A 24,329-nucleotide genomic window follows, 5' to 3' on the forward strand; every position below is an offset into this window, starting at 1 on the left:
TTATTTTCCTGAACTATCACCTACGCTATACATAAATTGCCCAATCAAATCTTCTAACACTAATGCGGATTTCGTGTCTTCTATTTGATCGCCATCTTTTAGCATTTCCACATCATCGTCAACAAACCCTGGAATTAGACTCACGTATTGCTCGCCAATAAGGCCCGAAGTCAAAATATGAGCACTTGAAGTATCAGGGAAATGCCCGTAACGCTCTTCAATGGTAAGGGTAACTACTGGCGTAAAATATTCTGTATCTAAAGTGATATCTGCCACTCGCCCTACCACGACGCCACCCACTTTGACTGGAGAGCGCACTTTAAGGCTACCGATATTATCGAAATACGCTGTAAGTTTATAACTATCTTGGCTTCCTAGCGACTTAACATCGGCTACTTTAAATACCATAAACAATGCGGCGATAATGCCTAAAAGGATAAAGCTGCCCACCCACAATTCTAACTTCCTTGATTGATTCATAATTAATTTCCAAACATCAATGCGGTTAAAACGAAATCTAACCCTAATACGGCTAGAGAAGAATGCACGACTGTACGTGTCGTTGCTTGGCTGATGCCTTCAGAGGTTGGGATAGCATCATAACCATTAAATAAAGCTATCCAAACGATAACAACAGCAAACACGAGCGATTTAATTAAGCTATTTCCAATATCTCTACCTAATTCAACTGAAGATTGCATTGCCGACCAGAAACTGCCTTGATCAATGCCTTTCCAGTCAACTCCCACTAAGTGTCCACCTAAAATGCCGACGGCAATAAATATCATGGTCAGTAGTGGCATGGATATGACCCCAGCCCAGAATCTAGGGTTAATAATGCGCTTTAACGGGTCCACCGCCATCATTTCTAAGCTCGATAACTGCTCAGTAGCTTTCATTAAACCTATTTCTGCCGTTAATGCCGAGCCCGCGCGACCGGCAAACAACAAAGCGGTAACCACAGGCCCCAACTCTCGCAACAGTGATAGAGCCACCATTTGCCCTAAGCTGCCCTCTGCGCCGTAGTCCACCAGCACTACGTAGCCTTGTAAACTTAGCACCATGCCGATAAATAACCCCGACACTAAGGTAATAAGCAGTGATTGTGCGCCTACTGAGTAGAGCTGCTTCACCAGTAAGGGGAAGCTTTTTAAGGGCTGAGGTTTACTCAACAAGGCACCACACATCATAAAGGTTGCGCGCCCTACAGAGCGACTAAGTTTGATTGCTGACGTTCCAACATCAGCCACCTTACTGATAACCCTAGATATCATGATTGAAATAAATCCTTTTCTAGTGATGACGAAGGAAACGAAAACGGTACCGCACCGTCAGCGTGCCCTTTTAAAAATTGTTGTACTCTTGGGTCTTGGCTTTGCTCTATTTCTCTTGGTGTGCCGCTGGCAATCACCTTTTTCTCGGCGACCAAGTAAACATAATCGGCAATACTCATCACCTCTGGCACATCGTGTGACACAACTATCGAGGTCACGCCAAGGGCTTGATTTAATTTTTTAATCAGCTCCACTAGCACGCCCATAGTAATGGGATCTTGTCCAACAAACGGCTCATCGTACATCACCACTTCAGGATCTAAAGCGATGGCTCGAGCTAAGGCTACACGACGAGTCATACCTCCAGACAATTCACTGGGCATTAAATCTGCTGCGCCTCGCAGTCCTACCGCTTCCAGTTTTAACAGCACTATGGTGCGAATCATAGCTTCAGAGAGTTGAGTATGCTCTCGAATCGGAAACGCGACATTATCAAATACGCTTAAATCGGTAAATAGAGCGCCCGATTGAAATAACATGCTCATTTTTTTGCGTATTTTATACAGCTCATTACGGCTAAGAGCCGGGATATTATGCTGCTCAAACCAAATCTCACCACTGTCCGGTTGAATCTGCCCACCGATCAATTTTAGCAGTGTGGTTTTACCTATCCCTGACGGCCCCATAATCGCGGTGATTTTTCCCTCGGGTATGGTCAGGTTTATCTGGTCAAATACGACTCTTGAACCACGGCAAAAGGTCACATTGTTCAAGGTAAATTTGTTTTTATTTTCGGACATCAACACTCCTTGCTACGGCCTCATTGCTACTGAATATCAAAAAGGTTGAATAAATCAGTGAGTTGGTCGAGTTAATCATAGGAATTTTATTGGACCTATGTGTAAATAATTTGTCTAAAATCTTCCCTTTTTGACAGCTTAACGTCAAAATCAGTGTTTAACTCGCACTAATTAATAAAGAGCACATAATGATCGTAGCGATTTGTCTTCTTGTCGTCGGTTTACTCATGCTAGTTTGGAGTGCCGATAGACTTGTATTCGGCTCAGCAGCATTGGCAAAAAACTTTGGCATCTCGCCACTTGTGATCGGTATGACTATTCTAGCCATGGGCTCTTCAGCTCCTGAAATGATGGTCTCAGCAACCGCCGCATTAGATGGTAGAACAGATACGGCCGTTGGCAACGTACTGGGTTCTAACATTGCTAATATCGCTCTTATTTTAGGGATTACCGCGCTGGTAAAACCGCTGTTAGTCAGCTCTGGAGTTTTACGCCGAGAATTACCCATAATGATAGGTGTTACCCTACTCGCTGGTGCGATTATGTGGAACAACTTCCTAGGCTTTATGGAAGGCGTATTGCTGGTGACTTTATTTGTTGTGTTCATTCTCGCTATGTTACAAATTTCGCGCAAAGAGAAGCTCAAGGGCGACGCTATGGTGCGCGAGCAAGAATCAGAAGTACCCGATGGCGTCGATAATAAAAAAGCGGCATTTTGGGTAGTGGTAGGATTGATCGTACTGCCTATCTCGGCCAACCTATTGGTGAACAACGCCGTTTTCATTGCTAAGTATTTTGGTATGAGCGATCTGGTGATCGGTTTAACCATTATCGCTATTGGCACCAGTTTGCCAGAACTGGCCGCATCGTTAGCTGGGGTAATGAAAGGGGAAGATGATATGGCTGTGGGTAATATCATTGGCTCAAATGTATTTAACATACTCGCAGTAATGGGCATCCCCGGCTTATTAAACCCTTCATTTTTAAACGAAAACGCAATGAACCGAGATTTTTGGGTCATGCTGGGCGTATCCGTTTTACTGGTGGTGATGGCCTTAGGTAAATCTCGCTGTATTACACGCCTTGAAGGGGGCATCCTCTTTACTCTGTTTGTTGTTTACCAAGGTTATCTGTTTATCAATATGGCCGCATAGGACTCTCTAATGACATTAGTTTTTGATTATCAAAAAGCCGCACAAGCTGTTCTAGATACCGAAATTGCTGGACTAACTCAGCTGTCTCAGTATTTTAATGCTGATTTTAATCGCGCCTGTGATGCCATACTTAACAATACTCAAGGTAAAGTTGCGGTAATGGGTATGGGCAAGTCGGGGCACATTGGCAATAAAATTGCGGCCACCCTTGCCAGTACCGGCACTTCTGCCTTTTTTGTTCATCCAGGTGAAGCGGCGCACGGTGATCTTGGCATGATCGCTGAGGGGGATATCGTGCTCGCTATCTCCAACTCTGGTGAGTCTTCAGAAATCGTTTCTCTATTCCCTGTTTTGAAACGCCGCAACATTCAAATTATCAGCATGACCGGCAAGCCAAACTCAACCATGGCAAAACTGGCTGATATTCATTTATGTATTGCTGTACCTCAAGAGGCCTGCCCTATTGAACTTGCACCAACTAGCAGCACCACTGCGACCTTGGTGATGGGGGATGCGCTAGCGATGGCCTTAATGGAAGCTAGAGGCTTTACCGCAGAAGATTTTGCTTTATCTCACCCAGGAGGCGCATTAGGGCGTAAACTGTTACTAAAATTAGAAAACATTATGCACACTGGCGCTGAGGTGCCTAAAGTGACAGCAGATGCTCTGATTAAAGATGCCCTTATCGAAATCAGTGAGAAAGGCTTAGGCATGACGGCCGTTGTCAATGAGCAAGACGAAGTACTCGGTATCTTTACCGATGGTGATTTAAGACGCTTACTAGACAAGCGCATTGATATTCATGGCACTCCCATTGGCGATGTCATGTCGAAAAACCCGCGTCACGCGTCACCGTCCTTACTTGCTGTGGAAGGACTAAATATGATGCAAGAGCGCAGTATTACCGCTCTATTGCTATGCGAAGATAATAAACTGGTTGGGGCACTGAATATGCACGACCTTCTTAAAGCTGGGGTAATGTAATTTATGACTGATATGGTTGACTCTTTATATGGCCCAGTTCCTAAAGCGACGTTTGCTATCGCTAAGGGAATTAAACTGCTTATCTGTGATGTCGATGGCGTCTTTTCCGACGGATTGGTGTACATGGGTAACAATGGCGAAGAACTAAAAACCTTTCACACCCGAGATGGCTATGGGGTGAAATCGCTAATGAATGCAGGCATTGAAATTGCTATCGTCACTGGCCGCAAATCGCAAATCGTAGAAAACCGTATGCGTGCGCTGGGTGTAACGCTTATTTACCAAGGCCAAGATAACAAAATCACAGCCTATGAAGATATCGTGCAAAAGCTGGCGATAAAACCCGAACACACTGCCTATATTGGTGATGACCTCATTGACTGGCCTGTAATGGATAAAGTTGCACTCAAAGTTTGTGTGAATGATGGACACCCATTACTTGTGCAAAGGGCCAATTATGTCACTACTATAAAAGGTGGGCACGGCGCGGTACGTGAGGTGTGTGACCTTATTCTGCAAGCCCGTGGTGAACTTGAGCAACACAAAGGTCTGAGTATATGACGGGTTCTCGCATTTTTCAGATAGTTTTAGTCGGAGTGATCTGTCTATCCGGCTATTATCTACTGACGAATCAAGAGCAGCAGGTTATTCAGGTTCAGCCTAACAAAGAGTTGCCGATGTTTACTGGGCGATTTGTTACTAACACCAACTATGACCTAAAAGGTATTCGTAACTACAAAATCACCTCGGAAAAGCTTGAGCATTATGCTGAGAGCGGTGATACCTTATTTGATAACATCGTAATGTATGTGTATCGTGAGGGAACAATCGAAGAGTGGCAAGTCGTCTCTGACCACGCTATTTTAGATAAAAATCAGCACCTGACGTTAAAGGGTAATGTTATTGCAACCAATTTACAGCCCGACGCCAGCTTCAAAACATTAACCACAGATAAAATGACTATTGAACTGGACACCAAGGACTTTAATTCTAATGATCAGGTTACTTTGAAAGGGCCACAGTTTGTTAATATTGGCCAAGCTATGCAAGGTAATTTAGATAAAAATGAAGCCGAGTTATTCAATAGTGTACAAGGGATCTATGAAAAAGCTAAGCCTTAGTCTTTTAATCGGAATACTGCTGTCACCTGTCGCTTACGCGCTATCAACAGACTCAGAGCAACCGGTCTATATTGACTCTGACAGTCAGCAACTCGATATGAAAAGCAACAAAGTGACCTTTATTGGTGATGTAAAAATGCGCCAAGGCAGCATTAATGTTGCCGGCGACAAAGTGATTGTTTATCGCAATCCCAAAACGGGTGCCATCAAAGAAATTGAAGCCTACGGTACTCTAGCGACGTTCTCACAAAAAACCGATGATGGAAAAACCATTCACGGCCACGCTAGAGAGCTGTATTACAACATGAACCAAGATCAATTGACTATGGTCAAACAAGCGATGTTGGCGCAAGATGACAGCACCATCAAAGGCGAGCGCATTAAATACCACATCACCACCGAGCGAATGATTGCAGAAGGTGGTGCTGGAACTCGAGTCTCAACGGTATTGCAACCGCAACCTAAACAGCCTAAAGAGAAGAAATAGTCAACCAATGGCAATACTTAAAGCTGAACACCTAGCAAAAAGCTACAAGAACCGTAAAGTCGTTGCAGACGTGAGCCTGCAAGTGCAGTCTGGACAAATTGTTGGCTTGCTAGGGCCTAACGGAGCGGGTAAAACGACCTCGTTTTACATGATTGTTGGTCTAGTGGCTCGCGACGAAGGTCGAATCCTTATTGATGAGCAGGATATTAGCATTCTGCCTATGCACAGTCGTTCGCGAATGGGGATTGGTTATCTACCTCAAGAAGCCTCCATCTTTCGTAAACTGTCCGTAGAAGATAATATTTACGCGGTACTGCAAACCCGTAATGAGATATCCAAGCAAGAACGGGATGAAAAACTCGAAGAGTTATTGGATGAATTTAACATTCAACATATTCGTAAAAGTAATGGTATGGCTCTGTCTGGTGGTGAACGTCGCCGTGTCGAAATCGCACGAGCGCTAGCGGCTAACCCGCAGTTTATTTTGCTTGATGAACCCTTTGCTGGGGTTGACCCCATCTCGGTTATCGACATTAAAAAGATTATTGAACATTTAAGAGATCGTGGTTTAGGTGTGCTTATTACCGATCACAACGTGCGCGAAACTCTAGACGTATGTGAACGTGCATACATTGTAAGCCAAGGACACCTAATAGCAGAAGGAACCCCTGAGCAAGTCCTAAGCAACGAGCAAGTCAAGAAAGTTTATCTCGGTGAACAATTCCGTTTGTAGACGGTTCGCTATGGGCTACTCATTATCATGAAAGCGGCATTACAACTTAAATTTGGTCAGCAACTCGCTATGACCCCACAACTGCAGCAAGCCATTCGACTGCTGCAGCTGTCTAGCCTTGAGCTTCAACAAGAGATTCAAGAAGCGTTAGACTCTAATCCACTACTGCAAGTAGCGGATGAGCACGCACATTCAGAAGATCATGAGCAAGCGGAGAATAAAGCGGAGTCGGCCAATGACACCTCAACGGATACCACCTCAGAACCCAGTGCTCAAGACAGTGCCGATCTAATGGCGAACAATGCCATTAGTGACGATCTGGCTATGGATACTTCTTGGGAAGATGTGTATAGCTCAAATAGCGGCAATACCGGCGTAAAAGCCGATGATGAACTGCCTATTTATCAAGGGGAAACGCAAACTAGCCTCTACGACCACTTACTTTGGCAACTAGAATTAACCCCATTTTCCGAGACCGACCATGCGATTGCGATGGCCATTATTGATGCCATTGACGAACAAGGTTTTCTCTCTCTTTCCACCCAAGACATTACTGCTAGCCTCTCCCTTTCTGATGTGGAAGAGGATGAAACCATAGCCGTACTCAAGCGAATACAGCAGTTTGAACCTTTGGGTGTGGGCTCTCGAAATTTACAAGAGTGCCTCTTATTACAGCTCGATGCTCTGCCTGATGACACCCCTCGCAAACACCAAGCCTGTGAAATCCTAAAAAACTATATCGATCAATTAGCTAATCGAGACTACAAAATAATCGTTAAAGAAACTAAGCTAAAAGAAAGCGATTTAATTGAAGTTTTACAGCTTATTCAGCAACTCGACCCTAGGCCGGGAAGCCAAATTGGTGAAAGCAACATCGAGTATATTTTACCTGATGTGAACGTGATTAAAGTGAATGGTAAGTGGAGTGTTTTTCTCAATAACACCAGCACACCAAAACTTGAGGTGAACCAACATTACGCCACTATAACAGGGGCAAACAGTAACGATAGCCAATATATAAAAGATCAGCTTCAAGAAGCAAAATGGTTAATTAAGAGCCTTGAAAGTCGCAGTGATACCTTACTTAAAGTAGCCCGTTGTATTGTCGAAACTCAACAAGCTTTTTTTGAGCAAGGAGAAGAAGCCATGCAACCGATGATTTTGAATGATGTCGCACTGGCTATTGATATGCACGAATCGACGATATCACGGGTCACAACTCAGAAATATATGCACACCCCACGCGGGATTTTTGAACTAAAATATTTTTTCTCAAGTCACGTAAGTAATGATGATGGTGAAGATAAGTCCTCTACCGCTATCCGCGCTTTAATTAAAAAGCTGGTAGCCGAAGAGAACATAGCGAAGCCATTGAGTGATAATAAAATTGCCACCCTACTTGCTGAACAAGAGGTGAAGGTTGCAAGACGCACCGTTGCTAAATACCGAGAATCATTAGGTATTGCACCCTCTAGTCAGCGAAAACGCCTAATTTAGGCATCATTAGAAGGAACGCTTATGCAAATCAACATCACAGGCCACCACGTAGAACTGACCGACTCACTACAAGAATATGTTAATAGCAAATTTCAAAAGCTAGAGCGCTTCTTCGAAAACATAACGAATGTACAGGTCATCTTGAAACTGGAAAAAGTGAATCACATTGCAGAGGCAACCTTGCACGTTAGCCAAGGCGACATTCACGCTACCGCTGAAGAAGACAACATGTATGCTGCAATTGACGCACTAGTAGATAAACTTGTTCGCCAATTGACTAAGCACAAAGAGAAGCTAAGTAGTCACTAACTATGCAAATTAATCAAGTATTGTCTTTGGACTGCACCAAAAGTGCAGTCCATTGTACTAGTAAGAAACGCGCCCTAGAACTTATCAGTCAAATTGCGGCAACTCATACCGGCCATGATTCAACGGCTCTGTTTGAGTGCATGCTAGGAAGAGAAAAACTAGGCAGCACAGGCATTGGTAACGGCATTGCAATTCCTCATGCCCGCATGAGCGACTCCGATCAAGCTATTGCGGTGCTCTTACAGTGTGATGAACCCATTGAGTTTGATGCCATAGACAACCGCCCAGTGGATCTATTATTTGCTTTACTCGTTCCAGAAAACCAATGCAAAGAGCACCTACAAACGCTGTCTTGCATGGCAGAGCGATTAAATGACAAAAAAGTACTTAAACAGCTTCGTCACGCTAAATCCGACGAAGAACTTTTTCAGATCATGATAGCTGAAACTATTGAGTGTCCAAAAGGATCGTAACATGTTCAGTGCGCATCAACTTGTTGTTGTCAGTGGTAACTCTGGTGGTGGGAAAAGTGTCGCCTTACGCGCTCTTGAAGATATTGGCTACTACTGTGTCGATAATCTGCCCGTCAACCTATTAAGCGCTTTTGTGGATGGCCTCAGCCCACAACAAACCAAGGTTGCGGTAAGTATCGACATTCGAAACTTACCACATAACCCAAGCCAAGTGGCGGCAGTGCTTACAACCTTAGATGATAGCATTCAAGTTACCGTGCTGTATCTCGAAGCCAGTCAAGAGTGTTTAATTAAGCGCTATAGTGAAACACGGCGTATTCACCCACTCTCTTTACTGGAAGACTCTCGCTCATTACAACAAGCCATTGTCGAAGAAAAGCAGATGCTTTCATCCTTGAAAGAGCAGGCGGATTTGGTGATTGATAGCAGTAGACTGTCTCTCCATGAGCTGAGCGAATTAGTACGCAAACGTATTTTAGGTCGCGATGGTCAAGAGTTGGTGATGGTCTTTCAATCCTTTGGCTTTAAACACGGTTTACCTGCTGATGTGGACTATGTTTTCGATGTGCGATTTTTACCAAATCCTCATTGGGAGCCACAACTTAGAGCACTTACCGGGCTTGATAAACCGATTAAAGACTACCTCTACGGCTTCGAGGATGTGGTTGAACTTAAAGAGCAAATCCAAGCTTTTATCGAGCGTTGGCTCCCCTCTTTAGAAAAGAACAATCGCAGCTATCTCACTGTTGCTATTGGTTGTACTGGCGGCAAACACCGTTCGGTATTTCTCACCCAACAAATTGGCGAGTACTTTCTAAAACAAGGTCAGCGAGTGCTTATTCGTCACAATCAATTAGAGAAACAAAGTGATTGAATCTCGTACCTTACTCATCGTCAATAAACTCGGATTACATGCTCGGGCAGCCATGAAACTGGTGCAACTAGCACAGAGTTTCGATGCTAACGTCACCTTACAAAACGAAGACAACAGTGCCAATGCCGACAGTGTTATGGCGCTACTTATGTTGGAATCCGCACAAGGGGAATACGTCACTGTAACCGCTGATGGCAAGCAAGCCCCACAAGCGCTCAAGGCCATTTGTGCGCTAATTGAAGAAAAATTTGACGAAAGTGAATAATTTCCTTGTCCCTAAAAGGAAATATTAGTTTGAGCTTCAATAACTTATTAACCCTCACCATAAAATAAGCTAATATCCTTTATATCTTTTTCAGTGAACACATCTAACGGAGGCAAATAATGGCGGAACAGATCGAGTTTGATCAAGCCCACCAAACGCTTCAAGAAGTTAGTGACGCACTGGACAATGGCCGCTTTGTCTTTGTTCGACGTCAATTGCAAAGCATGGAGCCTGAGGATATTGCTCACCTCTTAGAAGCCTCACCCCGTAAAAGTCGTGAAGTGCTTTGGCAACTCACCGACCCTGAAGATTATGGTGATATTCTTGATGAGTTAAGCGAAGACGTTAAAGATAACCTCGTCTCCAAAATGGCCCCGGGTAAACTGGCTGAAGCCACCGAAGGCATGGATACCGATGATGTTGCTTACGTACTTCGTAGTTTGCCTGACGATGTTTCGCAACAAGTATTAGGTCAGATGGACGCCGCCGACAGGCTGCGGGTAGAAACCGCCCTTTCCTACCCTGAAGATACTGCTGGCGGAATTATGAATACCGACGTTACCACCATTCGTGGTGATGTTGATATTGATGTGGTGCTTCGTTATATGCGAATGAAAGGGGAACTCCCAGAAACCACCGATGCGCTATACGTTATTGATAGTGATGATCGATTAATCGGCCACCTCTCCCTCACCACTCTACTCACCACTCAACCTGATGTACCGGTTATTGATGTTATGGATGATGCTGATGAAGCCATATCTGTAGAACTCAGTGATACCGATGTCGCCAGCTTATTTGAGCGTCGAAACTGGGTATCGGCTCCTGTAGTCGATGAAAATCAACACCTAGTTGGTCGTATTACCATTGATGATGTGGTGGATATTATTCGTGAAGATGCGGAGCACTCTATGATGAGTATGGCCGGCCTTGACGACGATGAAGATACCTTCGCTCCGGTCGTTAAATCGGCGCGTCGTCGTAGCGTATGGTTAGGGGCTAACGTATTAGCTGCTTTAGCGGCCGCATCGGTTTCCAATATGTTTGAAGCCACTCTCGAACAAATGGCCGCTATCGCAGTATTGATGACCATAGTACCGTCGATGGGCGGTGTGGCTGGCAACCAAACCGTGGCACTGGTAATTCGAGGCCTTGCTTTAGGGCATATTGGTGACAGTAACCGTAAAGAACTGCTCATGAAGGAAGCCGCTATTGGTTTCCTCAATGGCATATTATGGGCACTGATTATTGGCGCTATTGTGGTGTTTTGGAAACACGATTGGATGCTCGGGTTTATTATCTCTGGAGCGATGCTCACCAACCTCTTTGTGGCCGGTGTAGCTGGAGTTATCGTGCCTGTGGTGTTGAAGAAAATGAAAATTGACCCCGCCCTTGCCGGAGGCATGGCTCTCACCACAATTACCGATGTTATCGGCCTGTCGGTATTTTTGGGACTGGCGACCGTCTTCTTGTTGTAAAAAAAACACATAAAAAAACGAGCCATTGGCTCGTTTTTTTGTATGGCGACTTTTTAAAAGAGCAAGCTCTACACCCCTGCCACTTTCATTGACTCAATAACCATAGAGCCCGTTTGAATTTGCGAGCGAGTTTCCACATCACTGCCCACGGCCACTATTTTCTGGAACATCTCTTTTAGGTTACCCGCAATGGTCACTTCCGACACTGGGTATTGAATCACGCCATTTTCCACCCAGAAACCGGCTGCACCACGAGAGTAATCCCCCGTGACACCATTGACGCCTTGCCCCATTAATTCAGTAACCAAGAAGCCCGTACCGAGCTCCTTCAACATGCTTTGGTAGTCTTGACCTGTCGACTGTACAAACCAATTATGAATACCACCCGCGTGTCCTGTTGTGGTCATGCCAAGTTTACGCGCCGAATAACTGGTGAGCAGATAAGTCGCTAATTTACCATCGCTGATAATTTCATGATCTTGCGTTGCCACCCCTTCACTATCAAACGGTGTGGATGCTAAGCCTCTTAATAGGTGCGGTTTTTCATTAACGTTAAACCAATCAGGCAAAATTTGTTTGCCAAGGTGGTCTAAGAGAAAAGACGATTTGCGATAAAGACTGCCACCACTAATTGCTCCAACAAGGTGCCCCATTAAACCTGTCGCCACTTCCGCCGCAAACATTATCGGGTATTGGCCTGTGGCAATGCGCTGAGCATCTAAACGTTGAATCGTGCGCTGAGCGGCTTTTAAACCCACCTCTTTGGCAGACCATAGGTCTTCGGCTCTACGGGAAACGCTATAACTGTAATCACGCTCCATATCCCCATTTTTACCAGCGCCAATCACACAACAACTGACACTATGACGACTGGATGGGTAACTGGCTAATACGCCGTGGGAGTTACCGTAAACTCGAATACCAAAGTGGGTATCATAACTCGCACCATCACTTTGTTTGATGTCGTCACTGTAGGCCAGAGCCGCTTGTTCCGCTTCAATAGCTATTTGGGCGATATGATCAGGGTTAGGTTCATAAGGGTGGAATAAGTCGAGATCTTGCACCTCTTTAACCATCAACTCTGCAGGAGCAGGACCTGCACAAGGATCTTCAGAAGTATACTTGGCGATATCTAAGGCCGCAGCAACGGTTTGGGCGATGGCTTTTTCACTAAGATCAGACGTGGATGCACTTCCCTTTTTTTGACCTCTGTATACCGTGATCCCTAAAGCACCATCACTATTGAACTCCACGTTTTCCACTTCACACATGCGAGTAGATACGCTGAGACCGGTAGATTTATTGATCGCAACCTCAGCACCATCAGCTTGAGCCGAAGCCAAACTTAGCGCTTTTGCGACCGCATGTTCTAATTCTACTTTTTGTTGGGCAATTTGTTGTCTAGCGTCCATAGTTAAATCAATTATTGGCAGGTAATTCAGGTTAGAATAACAAGCTTTTCGCATTCACCCCAATTTGTTTGTTAAAATAACCGATATTATGCGAAATACGCACTAAGAATTAAGCAACTAAGAGCAGATTATGGCCAGAAAAAACCAGAAAGCCCCTTGGGAAGAAGAAGAAGAGATCATTTGGGTTAGTAAAACCGAAATGAAACAAGATATGGAAGCCCTGCAAAAGCTTGGCGAAGAGCTTGTTGAACTAAAACCCGCTGTACTGGATAAATTTCCATTGCCCGAAGATCTTGCTGACGCAATTAAAGACGCGCAACGCTTTAAAAATGAAGCGAAACGTCGTCAACTGCAATACATTGGCAAGGTCATGAGACAGATTGACATTGAGCCTCTGCAAGCTGCTATTGATAAGTATCGCAACAAACACTCGCAAGCATCGGCTGAGTTGCACAAACTGGAGTTACTAAGAGATCGTGTAGTAGCAGAAGGCGATGCGGCGATTACTGAAGTTCTCTCTCAGTTCCCAACAGCCGATAGACAGCGTTTACGCCAGTTGGCACGCCAAGCGAACAAAGAGAAAACCGCCAATAAGCCGCCAAAGGCGTACCGTGAGATTTTTCAAATCCTCAAAGAGCTAAATAGCGAAGCCTAGATAACACCGATTCCTCGGCTCTATCTAAAAAATGCCTCACTACCTTGATGACACAAGCGTGCTCAAGGTTGTGAGGCATTTTTTTGCGTCTCTCTTATTGAGGCTACTCAGTACCACCAACCGTCATAGTATCCAGTTTCAGAGTCGGTTGACCAATGCCTACCGGCACACTCTGCCCTGCTTTACCACACACGCCCACACCTCGGTCTATTTTCAGATCGTTACCAACCATAGAGACCTGCTGCATCGCCTCAATACCAGAGCCTATCAACGTCGCCCCTTTTACTGGACGGGTGATCTTACCGTTTTCGATTAAGTAGGCTTCCGAGGTTGAGAAGACAAATTTTCCTGAAGTAATATCAACCTGACCACCCGCCAAACCCGGCGCATACAGACCTTTTTTCACCGTAGAGATAATCTCTTCTGGGGTGTGCTGACCAGGCAGCATATAAGTATTGGTCATGCGAGGCATAGGAAGGTGCGCAAAAGATTCACGGCGACCGTTCCCCGTTGGCGCAACGCCCATTAAGCGCGCGTTCAACTTATCTTGCATGTACCCCTTCAATACGCCATTTTCAATCAGCGTATTGTATTGTCCTGCAACCCCTTCATCATCAATATTCACCGAACCACGACGATCTAACAAAGTGCCGTCATCGACAATGGTACACAGATCCGATGTCACTTTTTGGCCGACCTTACCCGAGAAAACAGAAGCATCTTTACGGTTAAAGTCTCCTTCTAAGCCGTGACCTACCGCTTCATGAAGTAATACGCCCGGCCAACCTGCACCCAGTACCACCGGCATAGCGCCCGCAGGTGCGGCATCGGACTCTAGAGCAACAAGAGCTGAACGAATGGCTTCGTCAGCCATATGAATAGCCACGGTTTTATCGCCTTCGGTGCTCATAAAGTGTTGATAGTCATAACGACCGCCACCGCCTGATGAACCACGCTCACGGCGCTCGCCTCGTTGCGCTAAGACACTAATAGATAAACGAACTAATGGTCGAATATCGCTGGCATAAGTACCGTCTGTGGCTGCAACAAGCACCTGCTCATACACGGCACTAAGGCTAATATTTACCTCGCTCACCAAAGGTTCCTTGGTGCGAATGTAAACATCTAGCTCTTTTAAAAGATCGATCTTCTGCTGTTTTTCAAGGCTTTGTAGCGGGTTAGCGGTTGAGTAATTGGCACTTGAGCTATGACGAGAAAAGGTCTGCACCGATGCACTTTGTCCTTGTTTCGCAATGCCACGAGCCGCAATCGCACTTTGCTTTAAGCTATCCGATTGAATTTGATCAGAATAAGCAAAACCGGTTTTTTCACCGCTCACAGCGCGCACACCAACACCGCGATCAATATTAAAAGAACCATCTTTAATGATGCTATCTTCCAGAATCAAAGTCTCATGCCAGCTTGACTGGAAATAGACATCGGCATAATCAACGTCTCGAGTAGCGATTAAAGAGAGGGTATCACTGACCTCTTGCTCGGTAATGCCTGTGGGAGCTAGCAGTTCTTGTTCTACTTGTTCAATTGTCATAATTTACTCATTTTCCTCATGCGTTATGAGGCTAGAAATTTTCTGATGTGAAGCGACAGGCATGGCCTTACGAACTTGCTTCACTTGTTGTAATTCAATATCCGCTACTATATTGCACGGGGTTTTTCCCCCTTTAGTAACGACGTTACCCCAAGGGTCTATCACCATAGAATGCCCCCAGGTTTGTCGATTGGCTGAATGCTGACCACATTGACCAACACCAATCACCCAAGCTTGATTTTCAATCGCTCTTGCGCGCAGAAGCGTTTCCCAATGAGCCTCACCGGTAATAAAAGTAAATGCAGCAGGAACCAACAACACTTCGGCTCCAGACTGGGTAAGTAGGTTATACAAATTAGCAAACCTAAGATCGTAGCAAATGGATAAACCCAGTGTAGCAAACGGGGTCTTCACCACCCTTGGCTGGGTGCCATGCTCAAAGCAGTCGGACTCGCGATAACAGCCGTGCTTATCATCCACTTCAACATCAAATAGATGCATCTTATTGTAATGAGCAGCTAAAGCGCCATTATCATCAAAGACTAAGCAGGTAGAATACAGCTTGTTATCATTGGCTTTAATTGGAAAAGAGCCCACGACAATCCATACCGATAACTGTTTCGCCAGTTGGGAGAATTTTGTCTGATACTCACCAGCGTTAAGTGGCTCGGCTATGCTTTGATAGCCGTGAATATTATCAAAAAGCAGGCTGTTCTCTGGGGTCACAATAAGCTGACACCCTTGCTTAGCAAGCGTGTTCACTTGTTGTTCTATGTAACGATAATTGCTCATGACATCATTGGTGGATGTCATTTGAATTAAGCCTATTTTTGCTGGATTCATTATGACTTATTTCCCTTTGATTCAGAGCGAAGTTGCTTGGGTACTTCAAAGTCGCCTTTGCGTCGTGACTTCTCTTTTACTTGAGGTGAATTCATCGGACCTTTGATTTCATAAGTCACCTGCGTAATAACCTCAATAACAGGGGCGACCACGGTACTGATTGCCAAAACATATAGCGCCGTTTGCGGTGCCACGGCAAATGCCGTCAACATAGGGATGCCCGATGTGACGTCTGGTTTGAATGTCACTTCTGCATCAACCATTTGCGTGTTTAGGTTCGCCAAACCACGAATAGTCATATCCCCAGAAATAGAGTCCATTTTAAGGTTGTTGGTGACAAATATGCCATTTTCGACCTTGCCAGTGCCTTGAATCGAGTCAAACGCTAGGCCATCATCAAACACATCACTAAAGTCTAGCTGCATACGACGAATGAGAGAATCTAAGCTAAACATACCTAATAGTTTAGCGGCCCCCCCCACATCGGAGATCACCCCGCGACCAAACTTAGCATCTAAAGAACCATTCACGGTATCCACTCGCATGTTCCACGGTGATCCTTGCCAGTCTAATGAGGACTTAAACTCAAACGGTGCTTTTTGAATACCAGAATCAATACCAAAACGCGCCATGATTTCAGAGTTGTTTTCCCCTTTCATATCAAAGCTTAAATGGGTGTTGCTTTGTTTATCGGTGAGCGTCCACCAGCCTTTAGCGAATAAACTTGATTGACCACTGGTTAAATTGGCCTTGTCCCATACGATTCGATGCCCTTCGTGTTTCATGGCGGCATCGACTTTACCTACCTTGTAACCTTGCATCCAAAAGTCATCAATGTTCAGATTCATGTCCGGCACTTTGGCAAAGAAGGCTCGATCAAAGTCAGAAATAAGCGGACGAGGTGGCTCAGTTTTTTTACTTTGTTTTGGTTTCTGTTTTGGCTCATCCGCATCGGCTAAATAGAGCTGCAGTTTAGACAAGTTCACATTAAGGTTCTGGCCATCATAACGGGCCTTACCTTTCGCTTGCGAGCTATCCAAATCAAAATCCCATGTTTTATCTCGATTACGCGCAGAGAAATTGACGCGATCCCAGTCTAAACCGCCCACGGTGAAACTGCCGGTTTGCACCCGAATGCGTTGTGGCATAGGAAATTCTGGAGCGTTCAGTTCACTGACAATAGGTTTAGGACCTACGTCCGGCCTATCTAGTGCATCTAGCCACTGATCCAAATTGAACTTTGGTAAACGCAAAGAAGCGTGATGGCCGACAATTGGGCTAACACGGAAACTCCCAGAACCAATAATGGTATTGGTGGCTTTCAATAATGGCTTGCCCTTACTGATGTCAATTTCCGTTTGGAATTTTGCATTTGGCAGTTGCAGACGCGCCGAAATAGACTCTTGGTTGCCCGATGCTTGCATACGAGCTTGCCAGTTCTGTCCTTTTTTCTTGTTCATTGGCGCAGGGTAACGACTGGCCAAAGTGGTCAAGTTAGACTTGGCATCTATTTGATAGGTAAAGCCTACATCATTGATTTGTAAGTCAATGCCCATATTCCATGGCGCATGACCAGAAATAGGTTCTAGCCACGTTTTACCAAGGTACGGCTCTAGTGGCTTAATGCTCCAATCGCCAATTAAATCTATGCGAGTGTCGTAACTAGAATCGGCATTTTGCCCAGTAAAATCCAAGGCTATCGGCTGATCTAAAACTCGGGCTTTTAACCCAGAAGAGCGCACGACGTCATTATCAAACTCAATTCGTCCAGTGGCTTTTTTCAGCATCATAGGTGGCGCAGTGATATTGATATTATTATCGTGCAGATCCGCATAGCCCCACGCCCTTGACTCCTCACTTTCACTAAATGGAATGTAGAGTTGGAACTGAGAGTCCACTTGACCCTTGATATCAATGGTGGTTAAGGCAGCACCTACCGAGCCCACTAATGGGGTGGCACTCATGTAGTCTCGTACATCAGAGCCTTCTGCCTTAGCGGCAGCAAACAATTCTATATGCCCATCGCCGTGCATTTTCGGGATTTGTCCCGAGATGCGATCCGCGTGAATATTGAGTAACTTGGCGTCTTTTGAGTCCAAAAACATGGTTTCGTTTTCAAACAACAGGTCAAGTTGCATGTCGGTGAGGGGTGGCCACGCGGTACTAAAGCTAAACTTCGTCTTGCGTAAAGGCACCCAAGCTTGGAAAACCCCATCGTTATGCGTGTATGGGAAATGAGGTAACTCCCCATACCAAAGCAACTTAGCCGTTTTAACTGTGCCCCCTTGAATACCCGCAGACAGGTAATCCGTGAGTCCGCGTCCCAGAGCCAATGTTGGCAAGTAACGCCAAGTTTCTCCGGCATTAAGTAAGTCGGCTTCTGCGTAAAAAGATAAAAAAGCAGGAGCTTGCTTAGGAAAATCGAGTTTAAACGCCCCTAGCACCTGTAAGTCGGGAGTGGCGGCGGTAATTTTGTCAGACCAGAGTCGCCAACCGTCGTCGTCTGACTGCCAAACAATGTCCGCTTCCGCTTGACGTATTTTTAACGGCGCTTGGAACACGTCACCATATGGAAGGGTGTCATCAATTAACATTAGTGTTGCTTTAGCCAGATCGGAACGGCCAAACACTTGCCCTTCTAAAGTATGAAAACCGGGAATTAAATCCCAATAGTTCATGCGTCCATCTTTGATCTTGGCAGAATAGCGCAGGGTATCGATGCCTTTGCCCATCGAAACTCGAATATCTTGTACTGTGCCTCCGAGATTAACGGTATTGACCCATTTCTCGGTTTTTTGCATGTCGGGGAATAAGTCTAGTGCTGGCTTCAAGCTACCAATACTGAGTTGATTGGCATTTAATCGCCAACGCTCTGGTGCCCATTGAAATGCCACAGTAAGTTCAGGCCATGGCTTGCCGTTGGAACTAAAGGCTAAGTCTTGCCCATTTAACTGCCAGCCATCTTCTGTAGGGTCTAGTTTCATCACCCCACTTTTTATCGCAATGGAGTTCTTTTTATGGTGTTTATCACGCCACTCAAGACGAGACGGGGATAATTCTAAATAGGCATCCACCGGTTGATTATTTTTAAGAGAGATCCACGTATTTAAACTGATTCGCCCTTTATCAATTACTATGTCATCGGCAAGATAAGGGGATACCCAAGGGATGATATTAAAGTTGTTCCCTTGCAGGTAAAAATTCCCGCTAATATCAGAGAATCCGTCAATGTCGGTAAAATCGGCAATAACGCTGACACTATTTAATTGCACATCTTTAAGGCTGACGACACCATCGGCACGGTGACGATTGCCGCTGTTATTCCAGCTTAATTTGTCAATTTCAACTTCACGCACTTCTCCTGCCACATCTTTAAACACTACCGTTGAGTGAGTAATGGAGAACTCACTTAATTGACGAAGTAGTAAGTCTTCTATGTTGGACAGCAGTTGTCGCTCACCCTGTTGTGACGATGGGTCTGAGTCTTCATTGTGATGAAATATATCAATATCACTGATATCAATGTGCAGACCGTCCACCGTCAACTCACTGAGCTTCGGTTTTAGACTGAGTAAGGAGTCCACCAAATCAAATTCGGCGCGCACTTCTCCAACGGAAAACGCTTTTACCCCTTTGGGGATATCCGCTTGTAAGCCAGAGAGTGATAATGAGGGGTGGGTGTTTTTCCAATAGCCGTGTACTTCACCGATAGTGAAGTTAAGGCCAGAAGCTTTATTAACCCAATGTTCTATGTCGTGTTGATAATGATCAAGACGAGGCAGAGCAATACGTAAAGCGGTGACTAACACCGCTAACGATACAAAAATAAAAACCAGTAACGAAAGAATGCATCGCTCTAGCCGAATAGAATATGACGCCAATGAACCACCTACATCATGATAACGTCGAACTGCTCTTGGACATAAAGCGGTTCAGCGGTAATTTTAACTTCTTTGCCTATGAATAATTCCAACTCGGCCAGTGCATGAGACTCTTCACCTTGCAGGGCTTCTGCTACGGATATAGAAGCATAAACTAAAAACTCATCCGCATCATAGGCGCGGTTAACACGAGTGATTTCGCGCAACACTTCGTAACAGACGGTCTCGACGGTTTTCACCGAACCTCTACCTTCACAACTAGGGCAGTCGGAACATAAAACATGCTCGATACTTTCTCGAGTACGTTTGCGGGTCATCTCTACCAAACCTAATTGCGTAAAACCGTTAATATTGGTTTTTACTCTGTCATGACTAAGGGCTATATCTAGGGAATTGAGCACCCGCTTGCGGTGTTCGTCACTCATCATATCGATAAAGTCGATAATGATGATACCCCCTAGGTTTCTCAGTCTAAGTTGACGAGCAATGGCTTCGGTGGCTTCTAAGTTGGTATTGAAGATGGTCTCTTCAAGGTTACGTCGGCCAACAAATGCACCGGTATTGATGTCCACAGTGGTCATCGCCTCTGTTTGATCAATAATCAGATAACCACCCGATTTTAACGTTACTTTACGATCGAGAGAGCGCTGAATTTCACTTTCGGCATCGTACAGATCAAAAATAGGCTTATCACCATCGTACAATACCAACTTGTCGGTTAATTCAGGGACAAACTCTTCGGTAAACTCCAGTAAAGATTCGTATACCAAACGAGAGTCCACTTGAATTAAAGACAGCTCTGTTCCCACAAAGTCACGCAAAATACGCGGTGCAAGGCCCAGTTCGCCGTATAAGGTTGAACGAGTGATGTATTTAGAGCGACGCTCCATCACTTTTACCCATAAGCGCTCAAGAAAAGCAGCGTCTTGTGCTAGTTCTCTTTCATCGGCACCTTCTGCTGCCGTGCGAATAATAAAACCACCGGACTCACTGCAATAAGGGGCGACGATTTTTTTAAGTCGATTACGTTCACTTTCGGATTCTATGCGCTGTGATACACCCACATGGCTTGCACCCGGCATAAAGACTAAGTAACGAGAAGGGAGAGTAATATCTGTGGTGAGACGAGCGCCTTTTGTGCCAAGAGGATCTTTCACCACTTGCACTACGATGTCTTGTCCTTGGCGAACCAGTTCTGAAATATCGCGAACTTTAAACTGTTTCTTTTCGTTTTCTGCCACACATTCGGTATGGGGCACGATATCGGAGGCGTGCAAAAAGGCCGCTTTATCTAGCCCAATATCCACAAATGCTGCCTGCATACCCGGCAAGACTCGACTGACTCGACCTTTATAGATATTGCCGACAATACCTCGTCTGGCTTCTCTTTCTATATGAACTTCTTGAAGGACACCGCCTTCGATCATTGCAACCCGTGTTTCACTAGGGGTTGAGTTGATCAATAACTCTGCACTCATCACGCGCACCTCTAAAACTTATAAAAATTGGTGCAAGAGCTGTTCGGTTTCAAATAAAGGTAGCCCTACGACTGAGTGATAACTGCCTTCAATACGAGTGACAAACTTCCCACCTATACCCTGAATTCCGTAGCTTCCTGCTTTGTCGCATGGTTCACCTGTTTGCCAATAATCTTCTATTTCTTGAGGGCTAAGAGGCTTAAACCACACGTCTGTAATACAAATGATGGTTTCTGTTTTGTCATCATCACACACGCATACTGCCGTCATTACTTGATGCTGTGCATTAGAAAGCTGACCTAGCATCCCTAAGCTATCTTGTAGGGAGTGAGGCTTTTCAAATACTTGTTGTCCTTGAGTCACAATAGTATCTGAACCGATAATGACCGGTGCTACTATGCCCTTTGAGCGAGCCTGTTGCAGAACCGTTTTTGCTTTGCTTTCAGCTAATCGCTGAACATACTGCGTTGGTGTTTCATCTAGCTGTCGTACTTCTTCTATATCACTGACAAGTATACTGAATTCATAGCCTAATTGAGATAAAAGTTCTCGTCTTCTTGGTGAGGCAGATGCCAATATTAAAGATTTTTGCATGCCCTACCTTACTCGCCAGATACGACGCACGCGACGCAGTAATAGGAACAGCCACGGCCATAAGATGGCGTTGATTAATGCCACCCATAATGAATTAGGGTTAAACACCACATCTTGAATCACAAACTCACCAAAGAACTCCAGTGATACGCTCAACATACTTAACAGCGCCATCACTAAGGCTTGTTGCCACAAGGCCATGTTGCGGATCACAAGGAAGTTCACCGCCACTAAATAGGTAACAATAGCCATCATCAAGCCATGAATACCCAAAGTAGAGCCAAGCACCAGATCCCACACTAGACCTAAGAACAATCCAGTCCCTACATTCACGCGGTGAGGAGCGGCCATAACCCAATAGCAGGTAATGAGTACTAACCATGAAGGACGCAACACTTCCATTGTTCCAGGCCATGGAATTGTTTGCAAAATAAGAGCAACGAGGAAGGTTGCCCAAATAACCATTTTGCTACCAAAGGCACTATTCGCCATCTTGAACCTCGACTACCGGAGTTGGTGCTACTGGTGTTTCTTGTAGAGAGACATCTTGTTCAACTTGATGGGGCCAAACCAACAACAAGTAACGTAAGCGACCAAAATCTACCGCAGGGGTGGCCTCTATAGTGGAAAACTGTTGATGGTTATCTATGGTCACTTTGCTTACTGTAGCCACAGGGTATCCTTCAGGATACACACCGCCTAAACCTGATGATACCAAGACATCGCCATCTTGGATGTCAAAGTTACTTGGGATATGTTGCAGGTGGATCTGAGTAAAGTCACCGCTTCCCGCGGCAATCACTCGAATGTCATTGCGAATCACTTGTACCGGAATGGCTGAGTTGGCATCGGTGAGCAGCAGTACGCGACTATTATGCGCCCCAACCTTGATCACCTGCCCTACTATGCCACTTTCGTTTATCACAGGTTGTCCTTGATAAACCCCATCTAAATGGCCTTTATCAATAACAATTTGCTGATGGTATGAAGAGGAGTCAACCGCCATTACTTCGGTGACCACTTTCTTTTCATCACGCACAAAAGTAGAGCCCAGTAGTTTTCTAAACCTTTGGTTTTCTTCTTTGTATTGCGCTAACAGTGACAGTTCACTTTTTCTCTTTAGTAGCTCCTCACGCAATGCTTTATTGGTGATGAGAAGCTGTTGCTTGCTACTAAAACGTTCATAAAGCCCACTGAACATGTTTCTTGGTAAGTCAGCAAGATACTGAATGGGCGCTATCGTGCTGTTCAACACATAGCGTACATTTGAGAAGGCGTCTAAACGACTATCAGCCAACATTAAGCTGGCTGATAGTAATACGGCAAAAAAGAGTCTCAATTGCAGAGAAGGGCCTCTGCCAAAGATTGGATTCATCCCTTAATACCTGTTTTTATTGCTAATAGGCGAAACCCAGTGCAAGAGTTATTCTTCACTGAATAGATCACCACCGTGCACATCAATCATTTCTAGCGCTTTACCGCCACCACGAGCCACACATGTTAACGGCTCTTCAGCCACAACCACAGGAATGCCCGTTTCTTCTGTTAGCAAACGATCAAGATCTTTCAGTAATGCACCACCACCGGTAAGAACCATGCCGTTTTCTGAAATATCAGAAGCTAGCTCAGGTGGACACTGCTCTAGTGCAACCATTACCGCAGAAACGATACCAGATAGAGGCTCTTGCAGTGCTTCTAAGATTTCGTTTGAGTTTAGGCTAAAGCTACGAGGCACACCTTCTGCAAGGTTACGGCCACGTACTTCTAGTTCTTCGACTTCGTCACCTGGGTAGGCCGAACCGATCATGTGTTTGATCTTCTCAGCGGTTGCTTCACCAATTAAGCTGCCGTAGTTACGACGCACGTAGTTAATGATGGCTTCATCAAAGCGGTCACCACCAATGCGTACAGACGATGAGTACACCACGCCGTTAAGCGAGATAACCGCAACTTCAGTTGTACCACCACCGATATCAACCACCATTGAACCTGTTGGCTCAGAAACGCGCAGTCCTGCACCAATTGCCGCCGCCATTGGCTCATCAATTAGGTACACTTCACGAGCGCCAGCACCTAATGCTGATTCACGAATTGCACGGCGTTCTACTTGTGTTGAACCACAAGGGACACAAACCAATACGCGAGGGCTTGGTTTTAGGATGCTATTATCGTGAACCTGCTTAATAAAGTGTTGCAGCATTTTTTCAGTTACGAAAAAGTCAGCGATTACGCCGTCTTTCATTGGACGAATAGCTGAAATATTGCCAGGAGTACGCCCTAGCATTTGTTTTGCATCATGACCCACAGCCGCAACACTTTTTGCTGAGCCTGCACGATCTTGACGAATAGCCACAACAGATGGCTCATCTAGGACAATGCCTTGTCCTTTTACATAAATTAGTGTGTTCGCTGTACCCAAATCGATAGACAGGTCGTTTGAGAACATTCCGCGAATTTTTTTAAACATA

At 45.1% G+C, this 24,329-nt stretch carries 25 protein-coding genes; 13 read left to right on the top strand and 12 right to left on the bottom strand.

The annotated features are described in order from the left end of the window. From mlaD to mlaF, 3 genes are read right to left on the bottom strand one after another with little or no spacing between them, the layout of a single operon-like run. Positions 1-480 carry an outer membrane lipid asymmetry maintenance protein MlaD gene (mlaD, locus tag OCU56_RS11175; protein ID WP_261873289.1) on the bottom strand — a complete coding sequence of 160 codons (480 nt, stop codon included), beginning with the start codon at positions 478-480 and terminating at the stop codon, positions 1-3. A gap of 2 nt (positions 481-482) precedes the next feature. Next, the gene (gene mlaE, locus OCU56_RS11180; RefSeq protein ID WP_261873290.1) at positions 483-1,274 is read right to left on the bottom strand and encodes a lipid asymmetry maintenance ABC transporter permease subunit MlaE; all 792 of its coding nucleotides are present in this window, start codon (positions 1,272-1,274) and stop codon (positions 483-485) included. Further along, a complete protein-coding gene (mlaF, locus tag OCU56_RS11185) occupies positions 1,271-2,074 on the bottom strand; it encodes a phospholipid ABC transporter ATP-binding protein MlaF (RefSeq protein WP_261873291.1) in 804 nt (267 codons plus the stop codon). The genes mlaE and mlaF overlap by 4 nt, the downstream gene beginning before the upstream one ends. A gap of 188 nt (positions 2,075-2,262) precedes the next feature. Between mlaF and OCU56_RS11190 the strand changes: the two genes are divergently transcribed. The 12 genes from OCU56_RS11190 (at position 2,263) to mgtE (ending at position 11,449) form a co-directional block, all read left to right on the top strand. Continuing rightward, entirely contained in the window at positions 2,263-3,228 is a 966-nt protein-coding gene (locus tag OCU56_RS11190; protein WP_261873292.1) for a calcium/sodium antiporter, read from the top strand. A gap of 9 nt (positions 3,229-3,237) precedes the next feature. Then, a complete protein-coding gene (locus OCU56_RS11195) occupies positions 3,238-4,212 on the top strand; it encodes a KpsF/GutQ family sugar-phosphate isomerase (protein WP_261873293.1) in 975 nt (324 codons plus the stop codon). Positions 4,213-4,215: 3 nt separating this feature from the next. Continuing rightward, on the top strand, positions 4,216-4,773 hold the full coding sequence (kdsC, locus tag OCU56_RS11200; RefSeq protein ID WP_261873294.1) for a 3-deoxy-manno-octulosonate-8-phosphatase KdsC: 558 nt from the start codon (positions 4,216-4,218) through the stop codon (positions 4,771-4,773). Continuing rightward, positions 4,770-5,333, top strand: coding sequence for an LPS export ABC transporter periplasmic protein LptC (gene lptC / locus OCU56_RS11205; RefSeq protein WP_261873295.1), 564 nt, complete (start codon positions 4,770-4,772; stop codon positions 5,331-5,333). Before kdsC ends, lptC begins: the two co-directional genes overlap by 4 nt. Beyond that, on the top strand, positions 5,314-5,820 hold the full coding sequence (gene lptA / locus OCU56_RS11210) for a lipopolysaccharide transport periplasmic protein LptA (RefSeq protein WP_261873296.1): 507 nt from the start codon (positions 5,314-5,316) through the stop codon (positions 5,818-5,820). The genes lptC and lptA overlap by 20 nt, the downstream gene beginning before the upstream one ends. A 7-nt stretch (positions 5,821-5,827) precedes the next feature. After that, positions 5,828-6,553, top strand: a complete 726-nt coding sequence (lptB, locus tag OCU56_RS11215; RefSeq protein WP_261873297.1) for an LPS export ABC transporter ATP-binding protein — start codon at positions 5,828-5,830, stop codon at positions 6,551-6,553. 27 nt (positions 6,554-6,580) lie between these two features. Continuing rightward, positions 6,581-8,050 carry an RNA polymerase factor sigma-54 gene (locus OCU56_RS11220; RefSeq protein ID WP_261873298.1) on the top strand — a complete coding sequence of 490 codons (1,470 nt, stop codon included), beginning with the start codon at positions 6,581-6,583 and terminating at the stop codon, positions 8,048-8,050. A gap of 21 nt (positions 8,051-8,071) precedes the next feature. Next, on the top strand, positions 8,072-8,359 hold the full coding sequence (gene hpf, locus OCU56_RS11225) for a ribosome hibernation promoting factor (RefSeq protein WP_261873299.1): 288 nt from the start codon (positions 8,072-8,074) through the stop codon (positions 8,357-8,359). Between the two features lie 2 nt (positions 8,360-8,361). Further along, positions 8,362-8,832 carry a PTS IIA-like nitrogen regulatory protein PtsN gene (gene ptsN, locus OCU56_RS11230; RefSeq protein ID WP_261873300.1) on the top strand — a complete coding sequence of 157 codons (471 nt, stop codon included), beginning with the start codon at positions 8,362-8,364 and terminating at the stop codon, positions 8,830-8,832. A gap of 1 nt (position 8,833) precedes the next feature. Beyond that, entirely contained in the window at positions 8,834-9,706 is an 873-nt protein-coding gene (gene rapZ / locus OCU56_RS11235) for an RNase adapter RapZ (protein WP_261873301.1), read from the top strand. After that, positions 9,699-9,971: an HPr family phosphocarrier protein gene (locus OCU56_RS11240; RefSeq protein WP_261873302.1), complete on the top strand. Its 273-nt coding sequence runs from the start codon at positions 9,699-9,701 to the stop codon at positions 9,969-9,971. The genes rapZ and OCU56_RS11240 overlap by 8 nt, the downstream gene beginning before the upstream one ends. A 119-nt stretch (positions 9,972-10,090) precedes the next feature. Next, positions 10,091-11,449 carry a magnesium transporter gene (gene mgtE, locus OCU56_RS11245; protein ID WP_261873303.1) on the top strand — a complete coding sequence of 453 codons (1,359 nt, stop codon included), beginning with the start codon at positions 10,091-10,093 and terminating at the stop codon, positions 11,447-11,449. Positions 11,450-11,517: 68 nt separating this feature from the next. Here mgtE and pmbA read toward each other — a convergent pair whose 3' ends face one another. Continuing rightward, the gene (gene pmbA, locus OCU56_RS11250; protein WP_261873304.1) at positions 11,518-12,861 is read right to left on the bottom strand and encodes a metalloprotease PmbA; all 1,344 of its coding nucleotides are present in this window, start codon (positions 12,859-12,861) and stop codon (positions 11,518-11,520) included. A 130-nt stretch (positions 12,862-12,991) separates the two neighbouring features. Between pmbA and yjgA the strand changes: the two genes are divergently transcribed. After that, positions 12,992-13,516, top strand: coding sequence for a ribosome biogenesis factor YjgA (gene yjgA / locus OCU56_RS11255; RefSeq protein ID WP_261873305.1), 525 nt, complete (start codon positions 12,992-12,994; stop codon positions 13,514-13,516). A gap of 103 nt (positions 13,517-13,619) precedes the next feature. On the opposite strand, the gene tldD is transcribed toward yjgA, so the two are convergent. From tldD to OCU56_RS11295, 8 genes are read right to left on the bottom strand one after another with little or no spacing between them, the layout of a single operon-like run. Beyond that, positions 13,620-15,065, bottom strand: coding sequence for a metalloprotease TldD (tldD, locus tag OCU56_RS11260; protein WP_261873306.1), 1,446 nt, complete (start codon positions 15,063-15,065; stop codon positions 13,620-13,622). A 3-nt stretch (positions 15,066-15,068) separates the two neighbouring features. Beyond that, positions 15,069-15,908 (bottom strand): carbon-nitrogen hydrolase family protein, encoded by an 840-nt coding sequence (locus OCU56_RS11265; protein WP_261873307.1) that lies wholly within the window; start codon positions 15,906-15,908, stop codon positions 15,069-15,071. Beyond that, a complete protein-coding gene (locus OCU56_RS11270) occupies positions 15,908-19,789 on the bottom strand; it encodes a YhdP family protein (protein WP_261873308.1) in 3,882 nt (1,293 codons plus the stop codon). Before OCU56_RS11270 ends, OCU56_RS11265 begins: the two co-directional genes overlap by 1 nt. A gap of 8 nt (positions 19,790-19,797) precedes the next feature. Beyond that, the gene (gene rng / locus OCU56_RS11275) at positions 19,798-21,267 is read right to left on the bottom strand and encodes a ribonuclease G (protein ID WP_261873309.1); all 1,470 of its coding nucleotides are present in this window, start codon (positions 21,265-21,267) and stop codon (positions 19,798-19,800) included. Positions 21,268-21,285: 18 nt separating this feature from the next. Then, positions 21,286-21,861 carry a Maf family protein gene (locus OCU56_RS11280; RefSeq protein ID WP_261873310.1) on the bottom strand — a complete coding sequence of 192 codons (576 nt, stop codon included), beginning with the start codon at positions 21,859-21,861 and terminating at the stop codon, positions 21,286-21,288. Positions 21,862-21,864: 3 nt separating this feature from the next. Next, positions 21,865-22,353 carry a rod shape-determining protein MreD gene (gene mreD, locus OCU56_RS11285; RefSeq protein ID WP_261873311.1) on the bottom strand — a complete coding sequence of 163 codons (489 nt, stop codon included), beginning with the start codon at positions 22,351-22,353 and terminating at the stop codon, positions 21,865-21,867. Further along, on the bottom strand, positions 22,343-23,236 hold the full coding sequence (gene mreC, locus OCU56_RS11290; RefSeq protein ID WP_261873312.1) for a rod shape-determining protein MreC: 894 nt from the start codon (positions 23,234-23,236) through the stop codon (positions 22,343-22,345). The genes mreD and mreC overlap by 11 nt, the downstream gene beginning before the upstream one ends. A 48-nt stretch (positions 23,237-23,284) precedes the next feature. Next, positions 23,285-24,328, bottom strand: coding sequence for a rod shape-determining protein (locus tag OCU56_RS11295; protein WP_261873313.1), 1,044 nt, complete (start codon positions 24,326-24,328; stop codon positions 23,285-23,287). Position 24,329: the final 1 nt, after the last annotated feature.

It is taken from the genome of Vibrio rarus (assembly GCF_024347075.1).
GTDB lineage: Bacteria > Pseudomonadota > Gammaproteobacteria > Enterobacterales > Vibrionaceae > Vibrio > Vibrio rarus.